This window comes from Pseudomonas sp. LS1212 (genome assembly GCF_024741815.1).
Classification (GTDB): Bacteria; Pseudomonadota; Gammaproteobacteria; order Pseudomonadales; family Pseudomonadaceae; genus Aquipseudomonas.
Genome location: NZ_CP102951.1, coordinates 4,537,180 through 4,558,846, shown reverse-complemented (window position 1 = coordinate 4,558,846; position 21,667 = coordinate 4,537,180). Strand labels below are relative to the sequence as shown.

14 protein-coding genes and 1 pseudogene are annotated in these 21,667 nt (G+C 62.6%); 11 read left to right on the top strand and 4 right to left on the bottom strand.

Translation table 11 applies throughout. From position 1 onward, the window contains the following. The first annotated feature begins 459 nt into the window (after positions 1-459). Complete coding sequence (locus NVV94_RS21215) at positions 460-1,881, top strand: amino acid permease (RefSeq protein WP_258444316.1); 1,422 nt, start codon at positions 460-462, stop codon at positions 1,879-1,881. 425 nt (positions 1,882-2,306) lie between these two features. Here NVV94_RS21215 and NVV94_RS21210 read toward each other — a convergent pair whose 3' ends face one another. Further along, positions 2,307-3,431, bottom strand: a complete 1,125-nt coding sequence (locus NVV94_RS21210) for an OpgC family protein (RefSeq protein WP_258444315.1) — start codon at positions 3,429-3,431, stop codon at positions 2,307-2,309. Between the two features lie 343 nt (positions 3,432-3,774). On the opposite strand from NVV94_RS21210, the gene NVV94_RS26760 reads away from it, so the two are divergent. The 6 genes from NVV94_RS26760 to NVV94_RS21175 all read left to right on the top strand — a co-directional run bounded on the left by NVV94_RS26760 (position 3,775) and on the right by NVV94_RS21175 (position 10,093). Then, complete coding sequence (locus tag NVV94_RS26760) at positions 3,775-5,781, top strand: aminotransferase class I/II-fold pyridoxal phosphate-dependent enzyme (RefSeq protein ID WP_309304267.1); 2,007 nt, start codon at positions 3,775-3,777, stop codon at positions 5,779-5,781. Positions 5,782-5,810: 29 nt separating this feature from the next. Continuing rightward, entirely contained in the window at positions 5,811-6,593 is a 783-nt protein-coding gene (locus tag NVV94_RS21195; protein WP_258444314.1) for a transporter substrate-binding domain-containing protein, read from the top strand. Between the two features lie 176 nt (positions 6,594-6,769). Then, entirely contained in the window at positions 6,770-7,483 is a 714-nt protein-coding gene (locus NVV94_RS21190) for an ABC transporter permease (protein WP_258444313.1), read from the top strand. A gap of 5 nt (positions 7,484-7,488) precedes the next feature. After that, a complete protein-coding gene (locus NVV94_RS21185) occupies positions 7,489-8,187 on the top strand; it encodes an ABC transporter permease (RefSeq protein WP_258444312.1) in 699 nt (232 codons plus the stop codon). Then, a complete protein-coding gene (locus NVV94_RS21180; protein WP_258444311.1) occupies positions 8,184-9,101 on the top strand; it encodes a DMT family transporter in 918 nt (305 codons plus the stop codon). The genes NVV94_RS21185 and NVV94_RS21180 overlap by 4 nt, the downstream gene beginning before the upstream one ends. Further along, a complete protein-coding gene (locus NVV94_RS21175; RefSeq protein WP_258444310.1) occupies positions 9,080-10,093 on the top strand; it encodes a succinylglutamate desuccinylase/aspartoacylase family protein in 1,014 nt (337 codons plus the stop codon). Before NVV94_RS21180 ends, NVV94_RS21175 begins: the two co-directional genes overlap by 22 nt. Before the next feature lie 170 nt (positions 10,094-10,263). On the opposite strand, the gene NVV94_RS21170 is transcribed toward NVV94_RS21175, so the two are convergent. Beyond that, positions 10,264-14,556, bottom strand: coding sequence for a DEAD/DEAH box helicase (locus NVV94_RS21170; RefSeq protein WP_258444309.1), 4,293 nt, complete (start codon positions 14,554-14,556; stop codon positions 10,264-10,266). Positions 14,557-14,748: 192 nt separating this feature from the next. Here NVV94_RS21170 and NVV94_RS21165 point away from each other — a divergent pair. Together NVV94_RS21165 and NVV94_RS21160 are read left to right on the top strand one after the other, a co-directional pair. Next, positions 14,749-15,157, top strand: a pseudogene (locus NVV94_RS21165) (NUDIX hydrolase). Positions 15,158-15,179: 22 nt separating this feature from the next. Next, positions 15,180-15,818 carry a LysE family translocator gene (locus NVV94_RS21160; RefSeq protein WP_258444308.1) on the top strand — a complete coding sequence of 213 codons (639 nt, stop codon included), beginning with the start codon at positions 15,180-15,182 and terminating at the stop codon, positions 15,816-15,818. A gap of 6 nt (positions 15,819-15,824) precedes the next feature. Here the strand turns inward: NVV94_RS21160 and metR are convergent, their stop codons facing one another. Beyond that, positions 15,825-16,742, bottom strand: a complete 918-nt coding sequence (gene metR / locus NVV94_RS21155) for a transcriptional regulator MetR (RefSeq protein WP_258444307.1) — start codon at positions 16,740-16,742, stop codon at positions 15,825-15,827. Between the two features lie 108 nt (positions 16,743-16,850). On the opposite strand from metR, the gene metE reads away from it, so the two are divergent. Together metE and NVV94_RS21145 are read left to right on the top strand one after the other, a co-directional pair. Beyond that, positions 16,851-19,160 (top strand): 5-methyltetrahydropteroyltriglutamate--homocysteine S-methyltransferase, encoded by a 2,310-nt coding sequence (gene metE / locus NVV94_RS21150; RefSeq protein ID WP_258444306.1) that lies wholly within the window; start codon positions 16,851-16,853, stop codon positions 19,158-19,160. 208 nt (positions 19,161-19,368) lie between these two features. Beyond that, positions 19,369-20,361 carry an alpha/beta fold hydrolase gene (locus NVV94_RS21145; protein ID WP_258444305.1) on the top strand — a complete coding sequence of 331 codons (993 nt, stop codon included), beginning with the start codon at positions 19,369-19,371 and terminating at the stop codon, positions 20,359-20,361. 9 nt (positions 20,362-20,370) lie between these two features. Here the strand turns inward: NVV94_RS21145 and NVV94_RS21140 are convergent, their stop codons facing one another. Then, entirely contained in the window at positions 20,371-21,648 is a 1,278-nt protein-coding gene (locus NVV94_RS21140; protein WP_258447769.1) for a sigma-54 dependent transcriptional regulator, read from the bottom strand. Positions 21,649-21,667 lie beyond the last annotated feature (19 nt).

The following is a 21,667-nucleotide window of genomic DNA, read 5'->3' as shown; positions in this document are numbered from 1 at the left end:
ATATTCATCGCACTTGCCTGAAGCTTAGACGCTGACCAGCATTGGTGAAAACTTTGTAATTAGGCCGTCGGATATTTCCCTAAAAACAGTGGGATACAGCCTTTGGTAGTGGTTCGAGTGCGCTGATTTGGTGCTATTTTACGCACCCTAACTGTGTACCCTTTTTTCCCCGACCGCGCTGGAACAGGTGATTAGGATATTTCAGGGTAGGAATTTTGGAGAATGCCACTCCGAAAAAGGCCTATTTGCCGAGAGATCTCGCCAAACATTGCCGGTTATATAGTGAAAAGCGCTATTGATCACTTTTTATACTGCACGCCCCGTTGATCTGGCAGGTTCCACCCTGGCAGGCGGGCTCGCTCACAAGGCCGAGCCCGGCACAACACGTTGCGCAGGTCTATCGACCCACGCCATGGATGATCAGACGGTTTATATCCAATAACAAAACGAGGTTGATTTATGCCAGTCGGCAACCACCCATCTCACGGTGAGACCGCCCAGGGCGGCCCACTCAAGCGAGAACTCGGCGAGCGACATATTCGCCTGATGGCACTGGGCGCCTGTATCGGTGTCGGTCTGTTCCTGGGTTCGGCCAAGGCCATCGAAATGGCCGGTCCAGCCATCATGCTGTCCTACATCATCGGCGGTCTGGCAATCCTGGTGATCATGCGCGCGCTTGGCGAGATGGCCGTGCACAACCCAGTCGCCGGCTCCTTCAGCCGTTACGCCCAAGACTACCTCGGCCCATTGGCCGGCTTTCTCACCGGCTGGAACTACTGGTTCCTGTGGCTGGTGACCTGTGTTGCGGAAATTACCGCGGTGGCCATTTACATGGGCATCTGGTTTCCCGAAGTGCCGCGCTGGATCTGGGCCCTGGCTGCTCTGGCGAGCATGGGCACCATCAACCTGATCGCAGTCAAAGCCTTCGGTGAGTTCGAATTCTGGTTCGCCCTGATCAAGATCGTCACCATTGTTGCCATGGTCCTGGGTGGTATCGGTGTGATTGCTTTTGGCTTCGGCAACGATGGCGTGGCCGTGGGTATTTCCAACCTGTGGGGCAATGGCGGTTTCATGCCGCACGGCATTTCCGGCGTGCTGATGTCCCTGCAGATGGTGATGTTCGCCTACCTTGGCGTAGAAATGATCGGCCTGACTGCCGGTGAAGCACGCAACCCGCAAAAGACCATTCCAAGCGCGATCGGCTCGGTGTTCTGGCGCATCCTGCTGTTCTACGTCGGCGCCTTGTTCGTCATCCTGTCGATCTACCCTTGGAACGAAATCGGTACCCAGGGCAGCCCGTTCGTGATGACCTTCGAGCGTCTTGGCATCAAGACCGCTGCCGGCATCATCAACTTCGTGGTGATCACTGCTGCGCTGTCGTCCTGCAACGGCGGTATCTTCAGCACCGGGCGCATGCTCTACAGCCTGGCGCAGAATGGCCAGGCCCCGAAAACCTTCGCCCACACCTCGAGCAATGGCGTGCCGCGTCGTGCACTGCTGTTGTCCATCGCGGCCTTGCTGCTGGGCGTGCTGCTCAACTACCTGGTACCGGAAAAGGTCTTCGTGTGGGTGACCGCGATCGCTACGTTCGGCGCGATCTGGACCTGGGTGATGATCCTGCTGGCGCAACTCAAGTTCCGCGCCGGCCTGAGCAAAGCCGAGCGTGATCGCCTGCAGTTCCGCATGTGGCTGTGGCCGCTGAGCTCCTACCTGGCGCTGGCGTTCCTGATCCTGGTGGTTGGCCTGATGGCGTACTTCGAGGAAACCCGCATTGCACTGTACGTCGGCCCGGCCTTCCTGGTGCTGCTGACGGTGCTGTTCTACGTGTTCAAGCTGTCCCCGAAACAGGACAGTGCGGCATTGGCGCGATCGGCGTCGTAATGTGAAAAAAGCCCTGGTCTTGTGACCGGGGCTTTTTTTGGGTGTCATTCAAGGCCTCATTGCTGGCAAGCCACCTACAGGGTACCGCAGCCCGTGTAGGAGCTGGCTTGCCAGCGATGCAGACGGCGCGGTGTTTCTACGTGACAGCCTCATCCAACAAGGCCTCAACCAGAGCCTGCGCCATCTCGACATTTTGAATAATGCCTACACGCTATCCACCTGGAACGGTGTAGCCGCTGTCGTCAGGCTGCGCTGGAGTCCCGCAGGGGCTCCCCAGCGATTTTGAGATCCTGCGCCTGCTTTGCAGGCGAGCGCAGCCTTCGGCAGCGGCTACAGAGTCCGCACTTGCCCCAAAGATAGCGCTTGCCCGATGAGGGGCAAGACGGTATCTACATCGCGGTAGAGAGTTGTGTCGCCGTTTACCTTCAAACCGGCATCACTTGGGCCGGGCGGTTCAAGCGCTTGTTCAAATCCAGCCAAGCTGCCAGGACCACCATCAACCCCACCCCTACCAGCGCGCTGAACACTTGCATCCCCAGGCCTTCGTCGGCCAGTGCATTGGCCATGTCGGCCAGTGGCGCCAGCAGCACGCCAAAGCAGAACACCTCCAGCGAGTAACGGCCCATCCTGCAGGCTTGGCGCGCCAGCCAGTGCTGCAGCCAAGGCCCGCTCGGCAACAGCTTGGCCGTGCAGTAGGCCAATGCCAGGAAATGCAACAGGCGCACGGGCGACAGGTTGGTCTTGCTGATCGGGTACAGCCATTGGGCGAGCACTTTGGGCATCAGCGCATCGTGTACCTGCGGCCATTTCCAGGACAGGGCAATCAAGCCGGTCACCAGCAGATACACCGCTGCCAGGCTGAACAAAGGTTGGCGCAGCAGCGGCCGTTGATCGACTCGGGACGCGCGCTGCCCACGCATCGCAGCCGCACCGCCGAGGACGAACAGCAACTGCCAGGCCAGCGGGTTGAAAAACCAGACGCCGCCTTCCTGCGCCGCCAGGTTCCATTGGAGCAACGGCGCCAGCAAGTACAGCGCTACCGACAGCCCGACGACGTATTCAGCGCGTCGCAGCATCAGAGGCAACACCAGCGGCAAGCCGAGCAGCAGCAGGATGTACAGCGGCAACGGGTCCATCAGGTTTGGCTTGAAGCGCAGCAGCAGTTCATCGATCAGCGCCTGCTGCGGGTTGCTCAGGAAGTAATAGAGGCCCATCTCCTGAATCATGTCGCGGGTCTCGACGTGGCTGTTGGCCACGAAAACGATGCCCATCAGCAGTACCAGCAAGAAGATATGCACCACGTACAACACCCAGGCGCGCCGCAGGATGCGCACGCAGGCGACCAGGTAGCCATCGCGCAGGGCGATCCGGCCATAGGCCAGGGCGGCCGCGTAACCGGCCAGGAAAACGAAAATTTCCGCCGCGTCGCTGAAGCCGAAATTGCGCACGGTCAGCTGGGCCAGAGGGTTTTGCGGAATGTGATCCCAGAAGATGAAGATCAGCGCCAAACCCCGAAAGAAATCGATCCGATGGTCTCGATCGTTAGTCATGACGCAGGCTCTTGCAGGAAGGTATTTCAACTAAGGATAGGCGGGGAACAGCGGTGGTTCCGCACTGCCATGCGATGCCGATCAGCGGCGCGGAGGGTGGCGGGTTTTGCCGGGAATTGCAAAGGATGGGTATTACTGAATGTCTCTGAGCAGATATCGCCCGGCGCTGCGCCTGTCCCTGCTCGTTGTTCTTTGAACATTACGAAAGCGACCTGATTGCGCTTAAAACGACGCTATCCGAAATTATCTGTTGAACGAGTGTTCAGTGTTATCTATGTTGGCGGCACCCCCGGCCGGTTACTTGCGGGCTTGCGCTTTTTCTATTTCAACGAGAGGCAATGGCATGCGGTTTTCACCCTTTGTTGAGCGAGTAGCAGGGCAGGGCGTCGCGGCCTGGGACATCCATCATGCGGCGTTCGAGGCCCAGCGCCGGGGTGAAGATGTCATTATCCTGAGCGTCGGCGATCCGGACTTTGCGACCCCGCAATTCATTACCGACGTAGCCATAGAAGCCCTGCGCCAGGGTGACACCCATTACACTGAGATAGCCGGCCGCCTGGCCTTGAGGGAGGCCATCGCCGCCCGCTACAGCCCCCTGCTCGATCGCCCGCTGAATGCCCGAAACGTCATCGCGGTGGCTGGTGCCCAGAACGCCTTGTTCATCGCCTCGATGTGCCTGCTGCATGCCGGCGACGAAGTCATCGCCCTGGACCCGATGTACGTGACGTACGAGGCGACGCTCAAGGCGTCGGGTGCGACCCTGGTGCGCGTTCCCTGTGCGGCGGACTCGGGCTTTCGCCTCGATGCAGCGCTGTTGGCCAAGGCCATCACGCCACGAACGCGGGCGATCTTCCTGTCCAACCCCAACAACCCGACGGGCGTAGTGCTCAATCGCGAAGAACTGCAAGGCATCGCCGACCTGGCGATTGCCCATGACCTCTGGGTGGTCGTGGATGAAGTTTATGAAAGCCTGGCCTTTGAGCGTGAGCATGTCAGCCTGGCCTCGTTGCCAGGCATGGCCGAACGCTGTGTGGTGATTGGCAGCCTGTCGAAATCCCACGCCATGACCGGCTGGCGTGTCGGCTGGATCGTCGCCGATCCGGCCTTGATCAATCACGCCGAAACCCTGGTGCTGAGCATGTTCTATGGCCTCCCGGGGTTCGTCATGGAAGCGGCGCTGACGGCGGTACAGGCCCACGAGCAAGTGACCGGGGGCATGCGCGAGGTCTATCGTCGGCGTCGGGACCTGGTGATCGAGGCATTGTCCAATTGCCCGGGCATTTCGGTACTCAAGCCCGACGCCGGCATGTTCGTGCTGGTGGATGTCCGTGAAACCGGTCTGGATTCCCTGGATTTCGCCTGGCGCCTGTTCCGTGAAGGCGGGGTCTCGGTGCTGGATGCGGCGGCGTTCGGCCAGCCTGCCGAGGGCTTTGTCCGGCTGTCCTTTACCTTGAGTGAAGAACAGCTGTTGCGGGCGTGCCAGCGCATCCGGACGTTCGCCCTGGTGTTGAAGGGCGAGACACCGAAAGCCAGGGTGACCCGTAGCGCGGCCGATCCAGCGCCCGCCAGGCCTGACGCGATGAAAATCATGATCGAGGTCGACCGCCTGCACAAACGCTTCGGCAATATCGAAGTGCTCAAAGGTGTTTCCCTGACCGCCCGCGAAGGCGAGGTGATTTCCCTGATCGGCGCCAGCGGTTCGGGCAAAAGCACCCTGTTGCGCTGCATCAACATGCTCGAAGTACCGGACCAGGGTCGCATCCTGGTGGACGGCGAAAGCATTCACTTGAACTACGATCGCCCCGGCGCCCCCCTGGTGGCCGACGCCAGGCAACTGGTGCGCATCCGTTCCAGCCTGGGCATGGTGTTCCAGAACTTCAACCTCTGGCCGCACCGCACGGTGCTGGAAAACCTGATCGAGGCGCCGACCCAGGTGTTGCGCGAAAGCCGCGCCGAAGCCACCGAGCGAGCCGAAGCGCTGCTCGACAGGGTGGGGCTGGCGGCCAAGCGCAATGAATACCCGGCTTTTCTGTCCGGCGGCCAGCAGCAGCGGGTGGCCATCGCCCGGGCCCTGGCCATGCGCCCGAAGGTCATGCTGTTCGATGAACCCACTTCGGCACTCGACCCGGAGCTGGTCGGGGAGGTGCTCAAGGTCATCCGCTCACTCGCCGAAGAAGGCCGGACCATGATCCTGGTCACCCATGAAATGGCCTTCGCTCGCGATGTCTCTTCCAAAGTGGCCTTTCTCCATCAGGGGCTGATCGAGGAAACCGGTTCGCCGGATGAAGTGTTCGTACACCCACGCAGTGAACGTTGCCGGCAATTCGTCAACGCACATCAAACTCGCTAAAACAAACAATAAAAAGACGGGGAAACATCATGGGAAATCGACGGTTGGCAAACTGGTTGAGCGGCATGGCTTGTGTGTTTCTGGTTGGTTCCGGGATTGCACAGGCCCAGACCATTGAATTTGCGGTGGCAGCGGAACCCTATCCGCCGTTCACCCTCAAGCAGGCCAATGGGAAGTGGTCGGGCTTCGAGGTCGACCTGATCCACAAGCTGTGCGAACAGATGAAAGCGCAATGCGAGATCAAGGAAGTGGCCTGGGACGGGATCATCCCGTCGTTGCTGGCCAAGAAAATCGACGTGATTTTCTCCTCGATGTCGATCACCGAAGAGCGTGAAAAACAGATCGCTTTCAGTAAGGCTTACTACGACACCCCGGTGGCCATTGCCGGTCCCAAGGGCACCAGGCTGGAGATTTCGCCCGAAGGCCTGAAGGGCAAGACAATCGGCGTGCAGATATCCACGGTCAGCGCCAACTACCTGAAGGCGCACTACGAAAAGATCGCTGACCTGCGCTACTACGACACCCAGGACTCGGCCAACGCCGACCTGATCGCCGGGCGTATCGACCTGATGATGGCCGACGGCACGGCCGTCTCCAGCTTCGTCAAATCCCCCGACGCCAGTGGCCTGGAAAACCTTGGCATCGTGCCCTACGACCCGCTGTTCGGTCGCGGCGTGGGCGCCGGTGTGCGCAAGGACGACGCCGAGCTCAAGGCTCGTCTTGACACCGCAATTGCGTCCCTGCTGGCAAGCAAGGATTACGACACCATCTCCCAGCGTTATTTCGACATCAGCGTCAAACCGGCTAATTAAGCGGAATTGGCCCTGTAGCCGCTGCCATTAGGCTGCGCTCGAGCGCGAAGCACTCGCAAATCCAGATATCGCGGTGAACCAGTACCACCTTGATATGAGGTTTTACGAGGGCTTCGCCCTCGAGCGCAGCCTGCGGCAGCGGCTACAGATATAGCGACACGCTGTGGAGAGCTGAAATGCCAGCAATGTTCGATTTGATCAATTTCAGCGAGCAGGGATGGGGCAGCGCGCTGCTCAAAGGGTTATTGATGACCCTGCAGATATCGGCCGGTGCCTTTGTGGTCGGTCTGTTCATAGGTCTGGTGGTGGCTTGTCTCAAGCTCAACGCGCCAAGGCCCATCGCCTCGCTGATGCGCGGATACACCACGTTGTTCAGGGCTATTCCCGAACTGCTGCTGATTCTGTTGCTGTACTACGTCGGCTCCATGGGCCTCAATTCGCTGCTGGCCTGGGCCGGTCATGAGGCGGTAAACGTGAGTGGGCCGCTGGTGGCCATTCTGGTGCTGGGGCTGGTACAGGGCGCGTACGCCTCGGAGATTTTCCGCGCGGCAATCCTGGCCATTCCCCATGGCCAGATCGAAGCGGGACGTGCATTTGGCCTGAGTGGGCTGGGGCTGTTCCGCCGGGTCACGCTTCCGATCATGGCGCCTTACGCGATGGCCGGCATGGCCAACCTCTGGATCAACCTGATCAAGGACAGCGCGCTGATCAGCGTGGTCGGCACCAATGAGCTGCTGTACACCGCCAAGCAGGCGGCGGGCTCGACGCGACACTACCTGCTGTTCTACCTCACGGCGGCCGCGCTTTATTACCTGGTGACGCTGCTGTCCAACTATTTGTCTGGACGGCTCGAGCGACGTGTCCGTCGCTGGATGCCTTCGGTCGAGTGAACGAAATGATTCCAGAATGGATATTCGATTATGCGGCGCTGTTGGGCCGTGGGGTGCAGACGACGATCACGATTCTGCTGATCTCCAGCCTGTTGGGTTTTGTCCTGGCGGTGCTGGTCGCGCTGGCCCGGCTGTCGAAACGCAAGGTGATCGCCAAATGCAGTCTGGCCTACACCAGCGTGATACGCGGCACGCCGCTGCTGATTCAGATCTACATCTTCTACTACGGGCTGGGCAGCCTCTTTGCGCAGTTTCCGATGGTGCGCGGCAGCTTCCTCTGGCCTTATCTGCGCGACGGCTACTGGTACATCGTCTTCGCCCTGGTGTTGTCGGTGGGCGCCTATGTCGGCGAGGTGATCCGCGGCGGCTTGCTGGCGGTGCCCAAGGGTGAAATGGAGGCGGCCTCGGCGTTTGGCATGACCCAGCGCCAGGCCTTGCTGCGTGTGCGCTTGCCACGGGCCATGCGCCTGCTGTTGCCGACACTGGCGGGGGAAAGCGTGATGCTGCTCAAGTCGACGGCGCTGGCCTCGACCATTGCCGTGATGGACCTGCTGGGGGCCGCCAACGTGGTGCGGGCCCAGACCTTCCAGGTCTACCAGCCATTGCTGGTGGTGGCCGGGGTGTATGTCTGCCTGACCTTCCTGATCGAGGCGCTGTTTGCCTTTGCCGAGCGGCGTGGCACGCCATTGCGCAGGTCGGTATGAAGAGCGGCGATCGCTCGCTGCAGGGCATTGCTCTGTGCATGCTGGCCTATACCTTCCTGTCGCTGCAGGACGCGGCCATCAAATGGCTGGTGGCCGATTACTCGGTGGTGACCATTCTGTTCTGGCGCAGCCTGGTGGTGGTCGTGGCCTGTATGGCGGTGGGGCGAATGGAGCTCATGCGGCGCGCCTGGCGTTCATCCAGCAAACGGCTGCTGGTGGTACGCGGGCTGTTATCGATCGTCGCCTGGCTGCTGTATTACACCGCGGCCCGTGATCTGAGCCTGGCGGAAATGACCACCTTGTACTTCTCGGCGCCGATCATGGTGACTGTGCTCGCGGCGATATTTCTCAAGGAGCATGTCAGCCGCTGGCAATGGCTGGTGCTTGTCCTGGGGTTCATCGGCGTGGTGGTTGCCTGTCGGCCCGACAGCATGGGCGAACCGCTGCCGATTGTGCTGACTCTGCTGGCGGCCTTGTGCTGGGCCTTTACCTACATTCAATTGCGCCAGGTGGATGAGCAGACCTCGGTGATGCAACAGATGCTGATCACCAATGGGGTCTTCGTGGTGTGCGTGGCCGTGGCATTGCCCTGGACCCACACACCGTCGCCGACTTCGGCCTGGTTGGGAATGCTCGCCGCAGGGTTGGTGGGCGGCATTGGCCAGTTCCTGTTGTTCGCCAGTTTCCTGCGTGCCACCGCGACGTTGCTGGCGCCGTTCGAATACACCGGGCTGATCTGGGCCTTTCTACTATCGAACCTGGTCTGGGGCACATTGATCGATGTGCCGTTGATGGTGGGCGCCGGCTTGATCGCCGTCAGCGGTACGCTGGCGATGATCCTCGCCAGGCATCACTCACGCCGGCGCAAACCTGACTACAGCGAGGTGAAAGCGTGGCAGAAGACGTCTCCTTGAACGTACGCAGTGACGCCGGTGAAAGCCTGCGCGTGCAGGCCTGGCGATACCAGGGCGATGGCAGTGGGCCGAAGGTGCATCTGCAGGCAGGCGTGCATGCCGACGAAATCGCCGGAATGCTGGTGTTGCACAAGCTCATGCCCAAGCTGCAGTCCGCCCGGGACCGAGGGCTGCTCAAGGGCAGCGTGACCGTGGTGCCCCAGGCCAACCCCTTTGGCATCGGGCAATTCCGCCAGGGGCGGATTCTCGGTCGGATTCACGACGCCACCGGGCAGAACTTCAACCGGCTGTTCGATCAGTCACTGAAGCTGACGCGCGAGGCGACCAATCTGGGGCATTGGCAAAAGCGCCTGGTCCAGTTGGCCGCGACCGCCGATCTGGTGCTCGATTTGCACACCGATGACGAGGCGCTGCCGTATCTCTACATCCACCGCAGTTTCTGGCCGCAGGGTCGCACGCTGGCGGCAGCGTTGAAGGTCGACGTGGCCATTGTCTGGGATGAAGGCGGTGACGGCTCATTCGAAGAAACCATTATCGAGCCCTGGCTGCGCGCGGGTGAAGTCGGCCAGCGCCTGGCCGCGACCCTCGAACTGCGAGGGCAGGGCGACGTCTGCGACCTGCTGGCCGAGCAGGACGCTGCCGGGTTACATGCCTGGCTCTGTGCCTGTGGCGTCATCGATGAACGCATGCCAATGGAACACTGGCAGGGGGAAGCGGTGGACATCGGGCATATGGAATCGATCTTCGCGCCGCAATCGGGCGTGCTGATCTTCGAGAAGGCGTTGGGCGATTATCTTGAAGAGGGCGAGCGTTTCGCCAGAATCCTCGGCAGACCGGGTGAGCCTGCGTCCGAGGTGATCCTGCAGGCTGCCCAGGCTGGGCGGATGGTGACCCGCTATCGCGATCGATTGGTGCCGCAGGGGGCGGTGGTTGCCAAGTTTACGGGGAGCCGGTTGTCGTCCAATTGGGCGGGTGGGTTGTTGGATCCTTAAAGGGTGGTGCCTGCCTATCTTACAGCCCGGCTCCGTGCGGACTCTGGAGCGGGCTTGCCCGCGATGGGGTGCGCAGCAGCCCTCTGCTGTGTCGGGCCAAGCATCGCAGGGGAAGGCTGCGCCTTCCATCGCGGGCAAGCCCGCTCCTACAAGGACCGTGCTGGGGGATATCAATCGTGCCGAATCAGCTTTTCCCGCAACGTCGCAGCCTGGGCAGGCTCCAGCTCCACCCAGTAATACTGCTGCCCGGCAATCAACGCCGCAGCGGGCACTCCGTCACGGTAGACCAGCCGATTGCCGCTCAGGGCCGGGACCTTGCTGCCGGGCAGCAAGGTCCCGGCCAGGTTCAGCGGGTCGCTGGCGCTGATGGCGATCAGGCTGCCATCGGCAGGAAGCCTGCGTACTTCGCGCAGCAGCGGGATGGCTTCGGGCAGGGCAAATTGTTCACCGGCCAGGCCGCTGACAAAGCGGCCACCACGAATCTGGCCACGGGCTTCCAGGCGGTGAAAGGTGCGCAGCAGTTCGCGCCAGCTCGGCAGCCAGTCGGCCTCGCGCTCGAGCAGGCGCCAGAACACTACGCCATAACGGCGCAACAAGGTCATGGCGATATGTTCGAGGGTTTCGTTGCTGTCGACACTGGCGCTGGCACGACGCAGCAGCGCCCAGCGCCCGGCATCGTCCATGCCGCCGACAAACGCCCCGCGACCGCGTCGGCTGCTGCGCCCCACGCGTTTGCTGGCTGGGGTTATCAACGCGCGCAGGCCGGCAAAGCTGTCGGCATTCACCCGCCCGGCCGCAACCAGCTCCTGCAGGGCGTTTTCCAGTTCAGTGCGCAGCAGATGGGCCTCGCTGAGCAACTCATCAAAAAACAACGCACCGTGCTCGGCCAGCGCGGCGTGAACATTCTGCGCGCGTTGGGACAATTCAGTCAGTTCGTTCTGTTCACATAAACCACGCCAGAGATTGATCCGGGTACGTGGCAACAACACGATCGGCGTCGTACGCAGGGTGCTTCCGGTGTTCTTGCCGGGTGGGGCGAGCCGGGCCCAGACGGTTTTACCCGACCGGCTGGCCTCGTCCAGCCAGGTCATGGCGTAATCCTTGAGCCGCATCGGCAGCAGGTCGCTTTCCCACGCGCCGGCCGGCGCCGGGTAGCCTTCGAATTGGCCGAGGACTTCGCCCAGGGCCGCGCTGCCCTGCAGACGGGTCGCCGGTGACAGGTGTTGCCAGTCGAACAGGAAACGCATGAAATCCTGCAGCGCCACCGGCTCGATTTCCCGGCGCAGGCGCTTGACCGTGTAGCGATGGATGCGCGCCAGCAGGTGTCGTTCGCACCACTGGATTTCGTGTTGCTGTGGGCTGAATTGGCCGCGCAGCACATAGCCCTCGCCCTCGAGGCGCGCCAGGGCCTGCTCGACCTGCAGCGGCGGCAGGTTCAGCGGCCCGGCGATTTCGCCGAGGCGTAGCGGCCCAAAACCGCTGAGTCGGGCGCGAATCAGTTCCACTAGCGCCTGTTCCGGATCCTGGCCCGCATCGAAGCCGGGCAAGGGGACCAGGGGTGGGCTCATCGCAGCCTGCGGGTAAACGGCTTGCAGGCCGGTCAGGCGCTCCAGTGCCAGCCATAGAAATTGCCCTGTACCGACCTGCAGGCGCGTGGCTCGACCTGAGTCAGCCAAGGTGTCCAACCAGCCTTGCCAGTCGGAACTGGCATTGACTTCAGCCTGGCTGACAGCGGCAAGCATCATCAGGCTTTCGTGCATTTCATCGACGTTGGCAGGTGCTGGCCAGGCTTGCTCGCGTACTGCGGCAATTGCCTCGGCATCCAATGCACCAAGGTCGTCGCCGCTTTGCGGTTCGCTCCAGCGCCGGTTGAGTACAGCCTGGGTACGGCGCTCCTCCAGCGGTGCGTCATCGAGAAAGGCATAGGGCCGGGCATTGAGGATCGCTGCCGCCAAGGGCGAAGGTGCCGGCAGGTCACGGCTGATCAGGCGGATTTCGGCCCGTTCGATACGCCGCAACAGGGCCAGCCAGCCTTCGCTGTCCATGGCTTCGTGCAGGCAGTCGTCGAGGGTTTGCTCGACCAGCGGGTGATCAGGGATTTCCCGTTCGCCGCCGAGGTTTTCAACGCAGGCGATCTGGTCGGGGAACACCGTGGCGATCAGGTCTTCGCTTTTCATCCGCTGGATCTGCGGCGCTACTTTGCGGCCACCGCTGTATCGTGGCAGGGCCAGGGCAATGCTGGCGCTCCAGCGCCAGCGCACGCCGAACAGCGGTGCCTCGAGCACGGCCTGGACCAGCAAGTGCTTGGCAGTGTTCGACTGCAAGTAACGCCAGACCTCATCCAGTTCGAAACTGTGGCTGGTGGACAGCGACAGAACGATCGCGTCTTCACTGGCGGCCGCCTGCAATTCGAAATTGAACGTCCGACAGAAACGCTTGCGCAGGGCCAGGCCCCAGGCACGGTTGAGACGACTGCCGAACGGCGAGTGGATAACCAGTTGAGTGCCGCCGGATTCATCGAAAAAACGCTCCATTATCAGCGTATCCTGGGACGGCAGGGCGCCGAGCGTCTGACGGGTACGCGCCAGGTAATCGACCAGCTGTTCGGCGCTGTCCCGGTTCAGGCCCAGGCTGTCACTCAGCCAATCGATCACCGGCTGCAGTTCGCCGGCACTGGCACCCAGGCGTTCGTCGATCTGTGCTTGCAAGCGGGCCACCGCCAGCGACAGCTCATCGCTGCGCCCCGGCGCTTCGCCGAGCCAGAACGGGATATTCGGCGGTTGACCCTGGGCATCCTCGACCCGCACCCGACCGGTCTCCACGCGAATGATCCGATAGGAGGTATTGCCGAGCTGGAAGACATCGCCGGCGATGCTTTCTACGGCGAAGTCCTCATTGACGCTGCCGATGTTCAACCCCTGGGGTTCAAGGATCACTGCGTAATCGGCGTTGTCCGGGATGGTGCCGCCGCTGGTCACGGCGGTCAACTTGCTGCCGCGCCGCCCACGCAGGGTGCCGGCCACGGCATCGCGATGCAGGTAGGCACTGCGCACGCCCTGCCGGGCGCTGTAGCCTTCGGCGAGCATGCGCAGCACGGCCTGGTAATGGGCCGGGTCGAGCGCCCTGTAGGGCATGGCCTGCCGGAAACATTCAAACAGCGCCTGCTCGTGCCACTCCTGGCAACTGACCTCGGCAATGATCTGCTGGGCCAGCACGTCCAGCGGCGCCTCGGGAATCCGCAGGATATCCAGTTCGCCACGGCATACGCAGTCGAGCAAGGCTGCACACTCGATCAAGTCATCGCGCGAGGTGGCGAACAAGCGCCCCTTGGGCGTGCCACCGACCTGGTGACCGGAGCGCCCGACGCGTTGCAGAAAAGCCGAAATCGAGCGCGGCGAACCGATCTGGCAGACCAGGTCGACCTCGCCGATATCAATGCCCAGCTCCAGCGAGGCGGTGGCCACCAGCACTTGCAGCTCGCCGCGCTTGAGCCGTTGTTCGGCATCCAGGCGGTGCTCCTTGGCCAGGCTGCCATGGTGCGCGGCGACCGCCTCACGCCCCAGCCGCTCGCTCAAATGGCGGGACAAGCGTTCGGCCAGGCGCCGGGTGTTGACGAAAATGAGCGTGGTCCGGTGCTGCCGGGCCAGTTCTGCCAGACGTTCGTAGACCCGCTCCCAGACGTCGTTGGCCATGACCGCGCCAAGGGGCACCGGCGGTACTTCGATGCCGAGGTCGCGCGGCCGGGCGTGGCCGATATCGACGATGCTGCAGGGGCGGCCCACACCGACCAGCAAACGCGAAACCTGCTCGATCGGCTTTTGCGTGGCGGACAGCCCGATTCGCCGCAGCGGCTTGTCGCACAGGGCCTGCAAGCGTTCCAGGCTCAGCGCCAGATGGCTGCCGCGCTTGCTTGCGGCCATGGCATGGATCTCGTCGACGATGACCGTGTGGGCACCGCCGAGCATGCGCCGGCCGGAGTCCGAGCCGAGCAGCACATAGAGCGATTCCGGCGTGGTCACCAGGATATGCGGGGCGTTCTTGCGCATCGCCGCCCGCTCTTTTTGCAGGGTGTCGCCGGTGCGTACGGCGGTACGAATCGGCAAGGCCGGCAGGCCCATGCTGGCCAATTCGGCGGTGATGCCAGCCAGCGGCGTTTGCAGGTTGATCTGGATGTCGTTGGACAGCGCCTTGAGTGGCGACACGTAGACCACCAGGGTCTGGTCCGGCAGCTTGCCGCCATTGGCCAGGCCTTGCCGGACCAGCTCATCGAGCACGGCGAGAAAGGCCGTCAACGTCTTGCCGGAGCCGGTGGGGGCGGCGATCAGGGTCGAGTGCCCACGCTGAATCAGCGGCCACGCCTGGGCCTGGGCGGGCGTGACCGCAGGGAAAGTGCTGTTGAACCAGGTGCTGACAGCCGGGTGGAAGCCGTGCAGGAGCGGGTCCTTTTGGGCGGGTAGCGTCATTTTGTCTTTATGCGGGCGTAGACGGCAGGAAGCAAGGTTTGTTCGTCGCCTGTCAGGGTCTCATCGCTGGCAAGCCAGCTCCCACCGGGCATGTCGCTTGGCTTTTTGTGGGAGCTGGCTTGCCAGCGATGCGTTTGAAAGGTCACCAAAACCATGTGATCCTTTACCCCTTTTTCCGCACCGGACCCACCCATGCCCCAAACCATCCGCATCGCCGCCGCCCTGCTGCTCCCAGGGCCAGACCCTGCTGGTCCGCAAGCGCGGCACCCAGGCGTTCATGCAGCCAGGCGGCAAGATCGAGCCGCACGAGCAACCGGCAACGGCGCTGGCACGCGAGTTGTTCGAAGAACTGGGCCTGCAGGTCGACCCAACCGAGGCGACCTACCTCGGCCAGTTCAGCGCCCCTGCGGCCAATGAGCCAGGCTTCGAAGTACAGGCTGAGTTGTTTCAGCTGCACACCGAGGCGTTGGTAGTACCAGCGGCCGAGATCGAGGAAGTGATGTGGGTCGACGCCACCCGTCACATCGACCAGGTGCTGGCACCCTTGACGCGAGACTTGATCTTGCCGCTCTTTCGGCAGTTAACTGGCGAACCTGCCTGACTCTACTTGCAAAGGAATGCCCATGATCCCCACCCATGAGTGGCTGTTGTTTATCGGCGCGGCGTTATTGATGGTGCTGACGCCGGGGCCGAACATGATCTACCTGATTTCACGTTCGATCTGCCAGGGCCGCACGGCCGGAATCACTTCGCTGGTGGGGGTGGTCGGCGGCTTTCTGGTGCACATGACGGCAGCTGCAGTAGGCTTGACCGCGTTGTTTCTGGCCGTGCCAATGGCTTATGACCTGCTCAAGTGGGCAGGCGCCGGTTACCTGCTGTGGCTGGCCTGGCAAGCGGTCAAGCCCGGTGCGCGTTCGCCCTTCGAGCCGCGCCAGCTGCCGCCGGACTCGGCGCCCAAGTTGATGCTCATGGGCTTTCTGACCAGCGCCCTGAACCCCAAGGTGGCGGTGTTCTATCTCTCGGTGCTGCCGCAATTCATTTCCCCTGAACGGGGCTCGGTATTGCTGCAAAGCCTGACCCTGGGCCTGACCCAGATCGCCGTGAGTTTTTCGGTCAACCTGCTCATCGCTTTGTTCGCTGCCGGCCTGGCCTCCTGGTTCGTACGCTACCCGTTGTGGCTGATGCTGCAGCGTTACGTCATGGGCTTTGTGCTGGCCGGGCTGGCGCTACGCCTGGTGCAGGAGCAGCGGCGCACTGTCTGAGCCGGCTCAGCGTACTGCGCTGACGCCGTCCAGGGTCGAGAACGAGGTGTCCTTGGCGGTCAGCAGGAAGTCGCGCATGTACGGCGCATCGAGCATGTCGGTGCGCACGGCCGCGTACAGGGTGGCAAACAGGCCTTTCTCGCCCAGACGCTTGGCTTTCACATAGCCGCGCGAGCTGTATTCGTGCAATGCCCAGTGCGGCATCCCGCACACGCCACGGCCGCTGGCCACCAGCTGCATCATCATCACCGTCAGTTCCGAGGTGCGGACCTGGGCCGGTTCGATGTCGGCCGGTTCCAGGAAGCGGGTGAAGATATCCAGGCGGTCGCGTTCCACCGGGTAGGTGATCAGGGTTTCACTGGCCAGGTCTTCGGGCACGATGTAGGGCTTGCTGGCCAGTGCGTGCTGGTTGGCGACCGCAAGCATGGCCTCATAGGTAAACAGCGGCACATAGGTGATGCCGGCCAGGTCGATCGGGTCCGAGGTCACGACCAGGTCCAGGTCGCCGCGCGCCAGCGCCGGCAGGGGGGCGAACGAGAAGCCGGAGGCCAGGTCCAGTTCGACTTCCGGCCAGGCATCGCGGAACTGGTCGATGGTCGGCATCAGCCACTGGAAGCAGCTGTGGCATTCGATTGCCATGTGCAGGCGGCCTGCGGTGCCGCCGGCCAGGCGGGCAATGTCGCGCTCGGCGCCGCGCAGCAGCGGCAGGGTCGAATCGGCCAGTTGCAGCAAGCGCAAACCGGCGCTGGTGAAACGGATCGGCTTGGTCTTGCGCATGAACAAATGCATGCCCAGGCGTTCCTCCAGTTCCTTGAACTGGTGCGACAGGGCCGACTGGGTCAGGTGCAGCCGCTCGGCCGCTTCGACCAGGCTATCGGCTTCACGCAGGGCGTGCAGGGTTTTCAGGTGGCGAATCTCGAGCACCGGAGGCTCCATGAAAAAATTTTGGGATGAACACGAATATATTGAGTTTGTCTCATGTTGGCCTGGCTGTCGACAATAGCACCATCATTTACATGGAGCATTCTTGTCATGGCACTGGCCCACAACCTCGGTTTCCCACGCATCGGCGCCGACCGCGAACTGAAAAAAGCCCTGGAGTCCTATTGGAAAGGCGACCTTGACCAGGCCGGTCTCAAGGCGGTCGGTCGGGAATTGCGGGCCCGCCATTGGCAGCTGCAGAAAGACGCCGGTATTGAACTGCTGCCGGTCGGCGACTTCGCCTGGTACGACCAGGTTCTGACCCACTCGGTGGCCTTCGGCGTGGTCCCCGAGCGCTTCAACAGCGCCAAGGGCGACAACGGCCTGCCGACCCTCGATACCCTGTTCGCCATGGCCCGTGGTGCCAGCCACCGTTGCGGGGGCGCCCATGGCCAGGCCCAGCATGCCCAGGAACTGACCAAGTGGTTCGACACCAACTACCACTACCTGGTCCCGGAGTTCACGGCCGACCAACGTTTCCTGCTGAGCTGGGAACAGCTCTTTGAAGAAGTCGACGAAGCCCTGGCCCTGGGCCACAAGGTCAAGCCGGTCTTGATCGGCCCGCTGACCTACCTCTGGCTGGGCAAGGCCAAGGGCAACGGCTTCGACAAGCTCGACCTGCTCGAACGCCTGCTGCCGATCTATGGCGAGATTCTCGGTCGCCTGGCGCGCCAGGGCGTGGAATGGGTGCAGATCGACGAGCCGATCCTGACCCTCGACCTGCCCCAGGAATGGAAGAACGCCTTCGAACGCGCTTACCACATCCTCCAGTACTCGCCGCTGAAAAAGCTGGTAGCGACCTACTTCGGTGGCCTGGAAGACAACCTCGGGCTGGCCGTGGGCTTGCCGGTCGACGGCTTGCATGTCGACCTGGTGCGCGCACCGGAGCAACTGGCTGCGGTACTCGATCGCCTGCCCACCTACAAGGTGTTGTCGGTCGGAGTGGTCAACGGTCGCAACGTCTGGCGCTGTGACCTGGACGCGGCGCTGGAGCAACTGCAACAGGCTCGCCAGCGCTTTTGCGCGAACCTGTGGGTAGCCGGCTCCTGCTCGCTGCTGCATAGCCCGGTGGATCTGGGCCGCGAAGACCGCCTGGATGCCGAACTGAAAAGCTGGTTGGCCTTTGCCGTGCAGAAGTGTGGCGAAATCGCCGTGCTCGCCGAGGCCCTGGTCAATCCGCAATCGGCCAACGTGCAGTCGGCACTGGCCGCCAGCCGCGTCGTCCAGCAAAGCCGTGCGCAGTCGCCACGCATTCACAAGGCCGAGGTCCAGGCCCGCCTTGCCGCCGTTACCGCACAGGACAGCCAGCGCCAGTCGCCGTTTGCCCAGCGTATCGAAGCTCAGCGGGCACGCCTGAAATTGCCGGCGTTCCCAACCACGACCATCGGCTCGTTCCCGCAGACCGCATCGATTCGCCTGGCGCGTCAGGCATTCAAGCAGGGCAAGCTGTCGGCCAATGACTACACCGACGCCATGCACAGCGAAATCCGCCATGCCGTGCAAGTGCAGGAACGCCTGGGCCTGGACGTGCTGGTGCACGGTGAGGCCGAGCGCAATGACATGGTCGAATACTTCGCCGAACAGCTGGATGGCTACAGCTTCACCCGCTTCGGCTGGGTGCAGAGCTACGGCTCGCGCTGCGTAAAACCGGCGATCATCTTCGGCGACCTGAGCCGCCCCGAAGCCATGACCGTCAACTGGACCCGGTACGCCCAGAGCCTGACCGAGAAAACCATGAAAGGCATGCTCACCGGCCCCGTGACCATGCTGATGTGGTCCTTCCCTCGCGAAGACGTTTCACGCAAGGTCCAGGCGCAGCAGCTGGCGCTGGCGATCCGTGATGAAGTGGTCGACCTGGAACAGGCCGGGATCAAGATCGTCCAGATCGACGAAGCCGCCTTCCGTGAAGGCTTGCCGCTGCGCCGGGCGCAATGGCAGGAATACCTGGACTGGGCGGTGGAAGCCTTCCGCCTGTGCGCCAGTGGCGTGCGCGACGAGACGCAGATCCACACGCACATGTGCTACAGCGAGTTCAACGACGTGATCAAATCCATCGCGGCCATGGACGCCGATGTGATCACCATCGAAACCTCGCGCTCGGACATGGAACTGCTCGATGCGTTCGAGGCCTTCGACTACCCCAACGACATCGGCCCGGGCGTGTACGACATCCATTCGCCACGGGTGCCGGACACGGCCGAGATGGTCAAGTTGATGAGCAAGGCGGTCCAGCGCATCCCGGCCGAGCGGCTGTGGGTCAACCCGGACTGTGGTTTGAAGACCCGCGCCTGGCCGGAGACCGAGGCGGCGCTGGTGAACATGGTGGCGGCGGCGCGGCAGTTGCGTAGCCAGTTGGCCTGATGGTTGGTTTTTAGGGCCCCATCGCTGGCAAGCCAGCTCGCACAATACTCTGTAGGAGCTGGCTTGCCAGCGATGAGGCCCGAAAGAACAACATAAATTCTGACCGTTCGGCACCCGTCATCAAATTGTCATCGAACTGTGGCAGCGCGCTTGAACAAACATCATCAGACTCTCGCTCTACTGGGGTTCTGCGGTTTGGTGTTTTTTCATGCGGGTAATACTGTTTCTGGCCGCGCTGCTGTGCGGCCTTCCTTCCTTTGCAGCAACGCGCTGCTCCGTCGACGTGCCGACCGAACGGGCTGTACTTGCGCAGGTCAGCCTTGCCTACCAGAGCATCGGCCGCGAGTCCGACCCGGTATTGTTGCTGGTCATGGGCCTGGGTGGCCAGCTCATCCATTGGCCCGACGAAGTGGTGGTCGCGCTCTGCCAGCAGGGCTTTCGGGTCATCCGCTATGACAATCGCGATGTCGGACTGTCCAGCTGGAACCAGCCCCCGGCGAGCGCCAACCTGACCTACGAAGTGCTGCGCCATAAACTCGGCCTGGAGGTTTCGGCGCCCTATACCCTGACCGATATGGCCGACGACGCGCTGGGCTTGATGGATAGCCTGCAGGTTGGACAGTTCCATGTGCTGGGCGCCAGCATGGGCGGGATGATCGCTCAGCACATGGCCGCCATGGCGCCGCAGCGGGTCGAGAGCCTGACCCTGATCATGTCCAGCTCCGGTGCCGAGGGCCTGCCGGCACCCAACCCGGAACTCTTGCAGCTGCTGGCTAAACGCAGCGCACCCAATCGCCAGGTCGCCCTCGAGCAACAGGCCGACCTGCTGGCCGCCCTGGGCAGCCCGAAGGTCAGCGACGATCGCGAGCAACTGTTGCAGCAGGCGGCTGAATCCTATGATCGGGCGTTCAACCCTGAAGGGGTGAAGCGGCAGATCCTGGCGATACTGGCCGAGCCGAGCCGGGTCCAACTGCTCAACCAGTTGAGAGTACCGGCACTGGTCGTGCATGGCACCGCCGATCCCCTGCTGCCGGTCATGCATGGGGTGCACCTGGCGGCGCATATCCAGGGCAGCCAGCTGCGCCTGATACCGGGGCTGGCCCATCGCTTTCAAGTGCAGTTCAAAGGCGCATTGCTGGGGGCCGTGCTGCCCTACCTGAAGGCCCATCGCCAGGATGTGAGCCACTGGGCGCAGCTTTGAGCGCGGGGCTCAACCCAGGCCGTATTTCTTGACCTTGTCGAACAGGGTGGTCTTGGCCATGCCCAGCTCCTGGCTGGCCTGGCTCAAGTTGCCGCCGGTGCGTTGCAGGGCATCGCTGAGCAGGTTTCTTTCAAAGGCTTCCACGGCCTCGGCAAAACCCAGACCCTGGGCCTGGCTGCCGCTGCCGGGCTTCTTGAAGGCGGGCAGGCCCAGGGCATAACGCTCGGCGACGTTGCGCAGTTCGCGCACGTTGCCGGGCCAGTCGTGGGCCACAAGGCGCGACAGGGTCTGGCTGTCGAGTTCCGGTATTTCGCGGTCGAAACGCAGCGAGGATTGCTCCAGGAAATGCTCGAACAGTTGCAGGATATCCTCGCGACGTTCGCGCAGCGGCGGCAGTTCCAGGGTCACCACATTGAGACGGTAATACAGGTCGCTACGGAACTGGCTGGCCTGGCTCAAGGCGTCCAGGTCGGACTTGGTCGCCGCGATGACCCGGCAATCCACGGCGATGCTCTGGTTCGAGCCCAGGCGCTCCAGGGTTCGCTCCTGCAGGACCCGCAGCAGTTTGATCTGCAGGTTGATCGGCATGCTCTCGACTTCGTCGAGAAACAGCGTGCCGCCGTTGGCATGTTCGATTTTGCCGATGCGGCGTTTGCCCGCACCGGTGAAGGCATTGGCTTCATGGCCGAAAATTTCGCTTTCGAACAGGTTCTCCGGCAGGCCGCCGCAGTTCAGGGCAACGAAGGGTTGGGCCTGGCGCCGGCTGAAGTCATGCAGGCAACGGGCGACCAGTTCCTTGCCGGTGCCGGTCTCGCCTTCGATCAGCACGTTGGCCGACGTGTCGGCGACGTTGGCGATCAACTCCCGCAGGTTCTGCATGGCTTGCGAACGCCCGATGATCCGCCCCTCCAGGGAGCTGCGTTCGGCCAGTTGCCGGCGCAACGAGAAGACTTCCCGGGCCAGGCTGCGCTGTTCGAGCGCCCGACGCACGACGTCGACCAGGCGTTCGGGCGAGAATGGTTTCTCCATGAAATCGTAGGCGCCGTCGCGCATGGCACCCACCGCCATGTTGATGTCGCCGTGCCCGGTGATCAGCACCACCGGCAAGCTGCGGTCGCGTGCCTTGAGCCGGGTCAACAGCTCCAGGCCGTCGATGCCCGGCAGGCGGATATCACTGACGACGATCCCGGCGAAGTCATCGCCGATGCGCTCCAGTGCCTCTTCGGCACTGCCAACGCCTACGCTGACGATGTCCTCCAGGGCCAGCGCCTGCTGGCACCCGAGCAACACATGCGGGTCGTCTTCG

Coding starts and splice junctions, on each gene's coding strand:
- metE (WP_258444306.1), top strand. CDS start 16,851: ATGGCACTGGCCCACAACCTCGGTTTCCCACGCATCGGCGCCGACCGC.
- NVV94_RS21170 (WP_258444309.1), bottom strand. CDS start 14,556: ATGACGCTACCCGCCCAAAAGGACCCGCTCCTGCACGGCTTCCACCCG.
- NVV94_RS21180 (WP_258444311.1), top strand. CDS start 8,184: ATGAAGAGCGGCGATCGCTCGCTGCAGGGCATTGCTCTGTGCATGCTG.
- NVV94_RS21160 (WP_258444308.1), top strand. CDS start 15,180: ATGATCCCCACCCATGAGTGGCTGTTGTTTATCGGCGCGGCGTTATTG.
- NVV94_RS21210 (WP_258444315.1), bottom strand. CDS start 3,431: ATGACTAACGATCGAGACCATCGGATCGATTTCTTTCGGGGTTTGGCG.
- NVV94_RS21195 (WP_258444314.1), top strand. CDS start 5,811: ATGGGAAATCGACGGTTGGCAAACTGGTTGAGCGGCATGGCTTGTGTG.
- NVV94_RS26760 (WP_309304267.1), top strand. CDS start 3,775: ATGCGGTTTTCACCCTTTGTTGAGCGAGTAGCAGGGCAGGGCGTCGCG.
- NVV94_RS21145 (WP_258444305.1), top strand. CDS start 19,369: ATGCGGGTAATACTGTTTCTGGCCGCGCTGCTGTGCGGCCTTCCTTCC.
- NVV94_RS21215 (WP_258444316.1), top strand. CDS start 460: ATGCCAGTCGGCAACCACCCATCTCACGGTGAGACCGCCCAGGGCGGC.
- NVV94_RS21185 (WP_258444312.1), top strand. CDS start 7,489: ATGATTCCAGAATGGATATTCGATTATGCGGCGCTGTTGGGCCGTGGG.
- NVV94_RS21190 (WP_258444313.1), top strand. CDS start 6,770: ATGCCAGCAATGTTCGATTTGATCAATTTCAGCGAGCAGGGATGGGGC.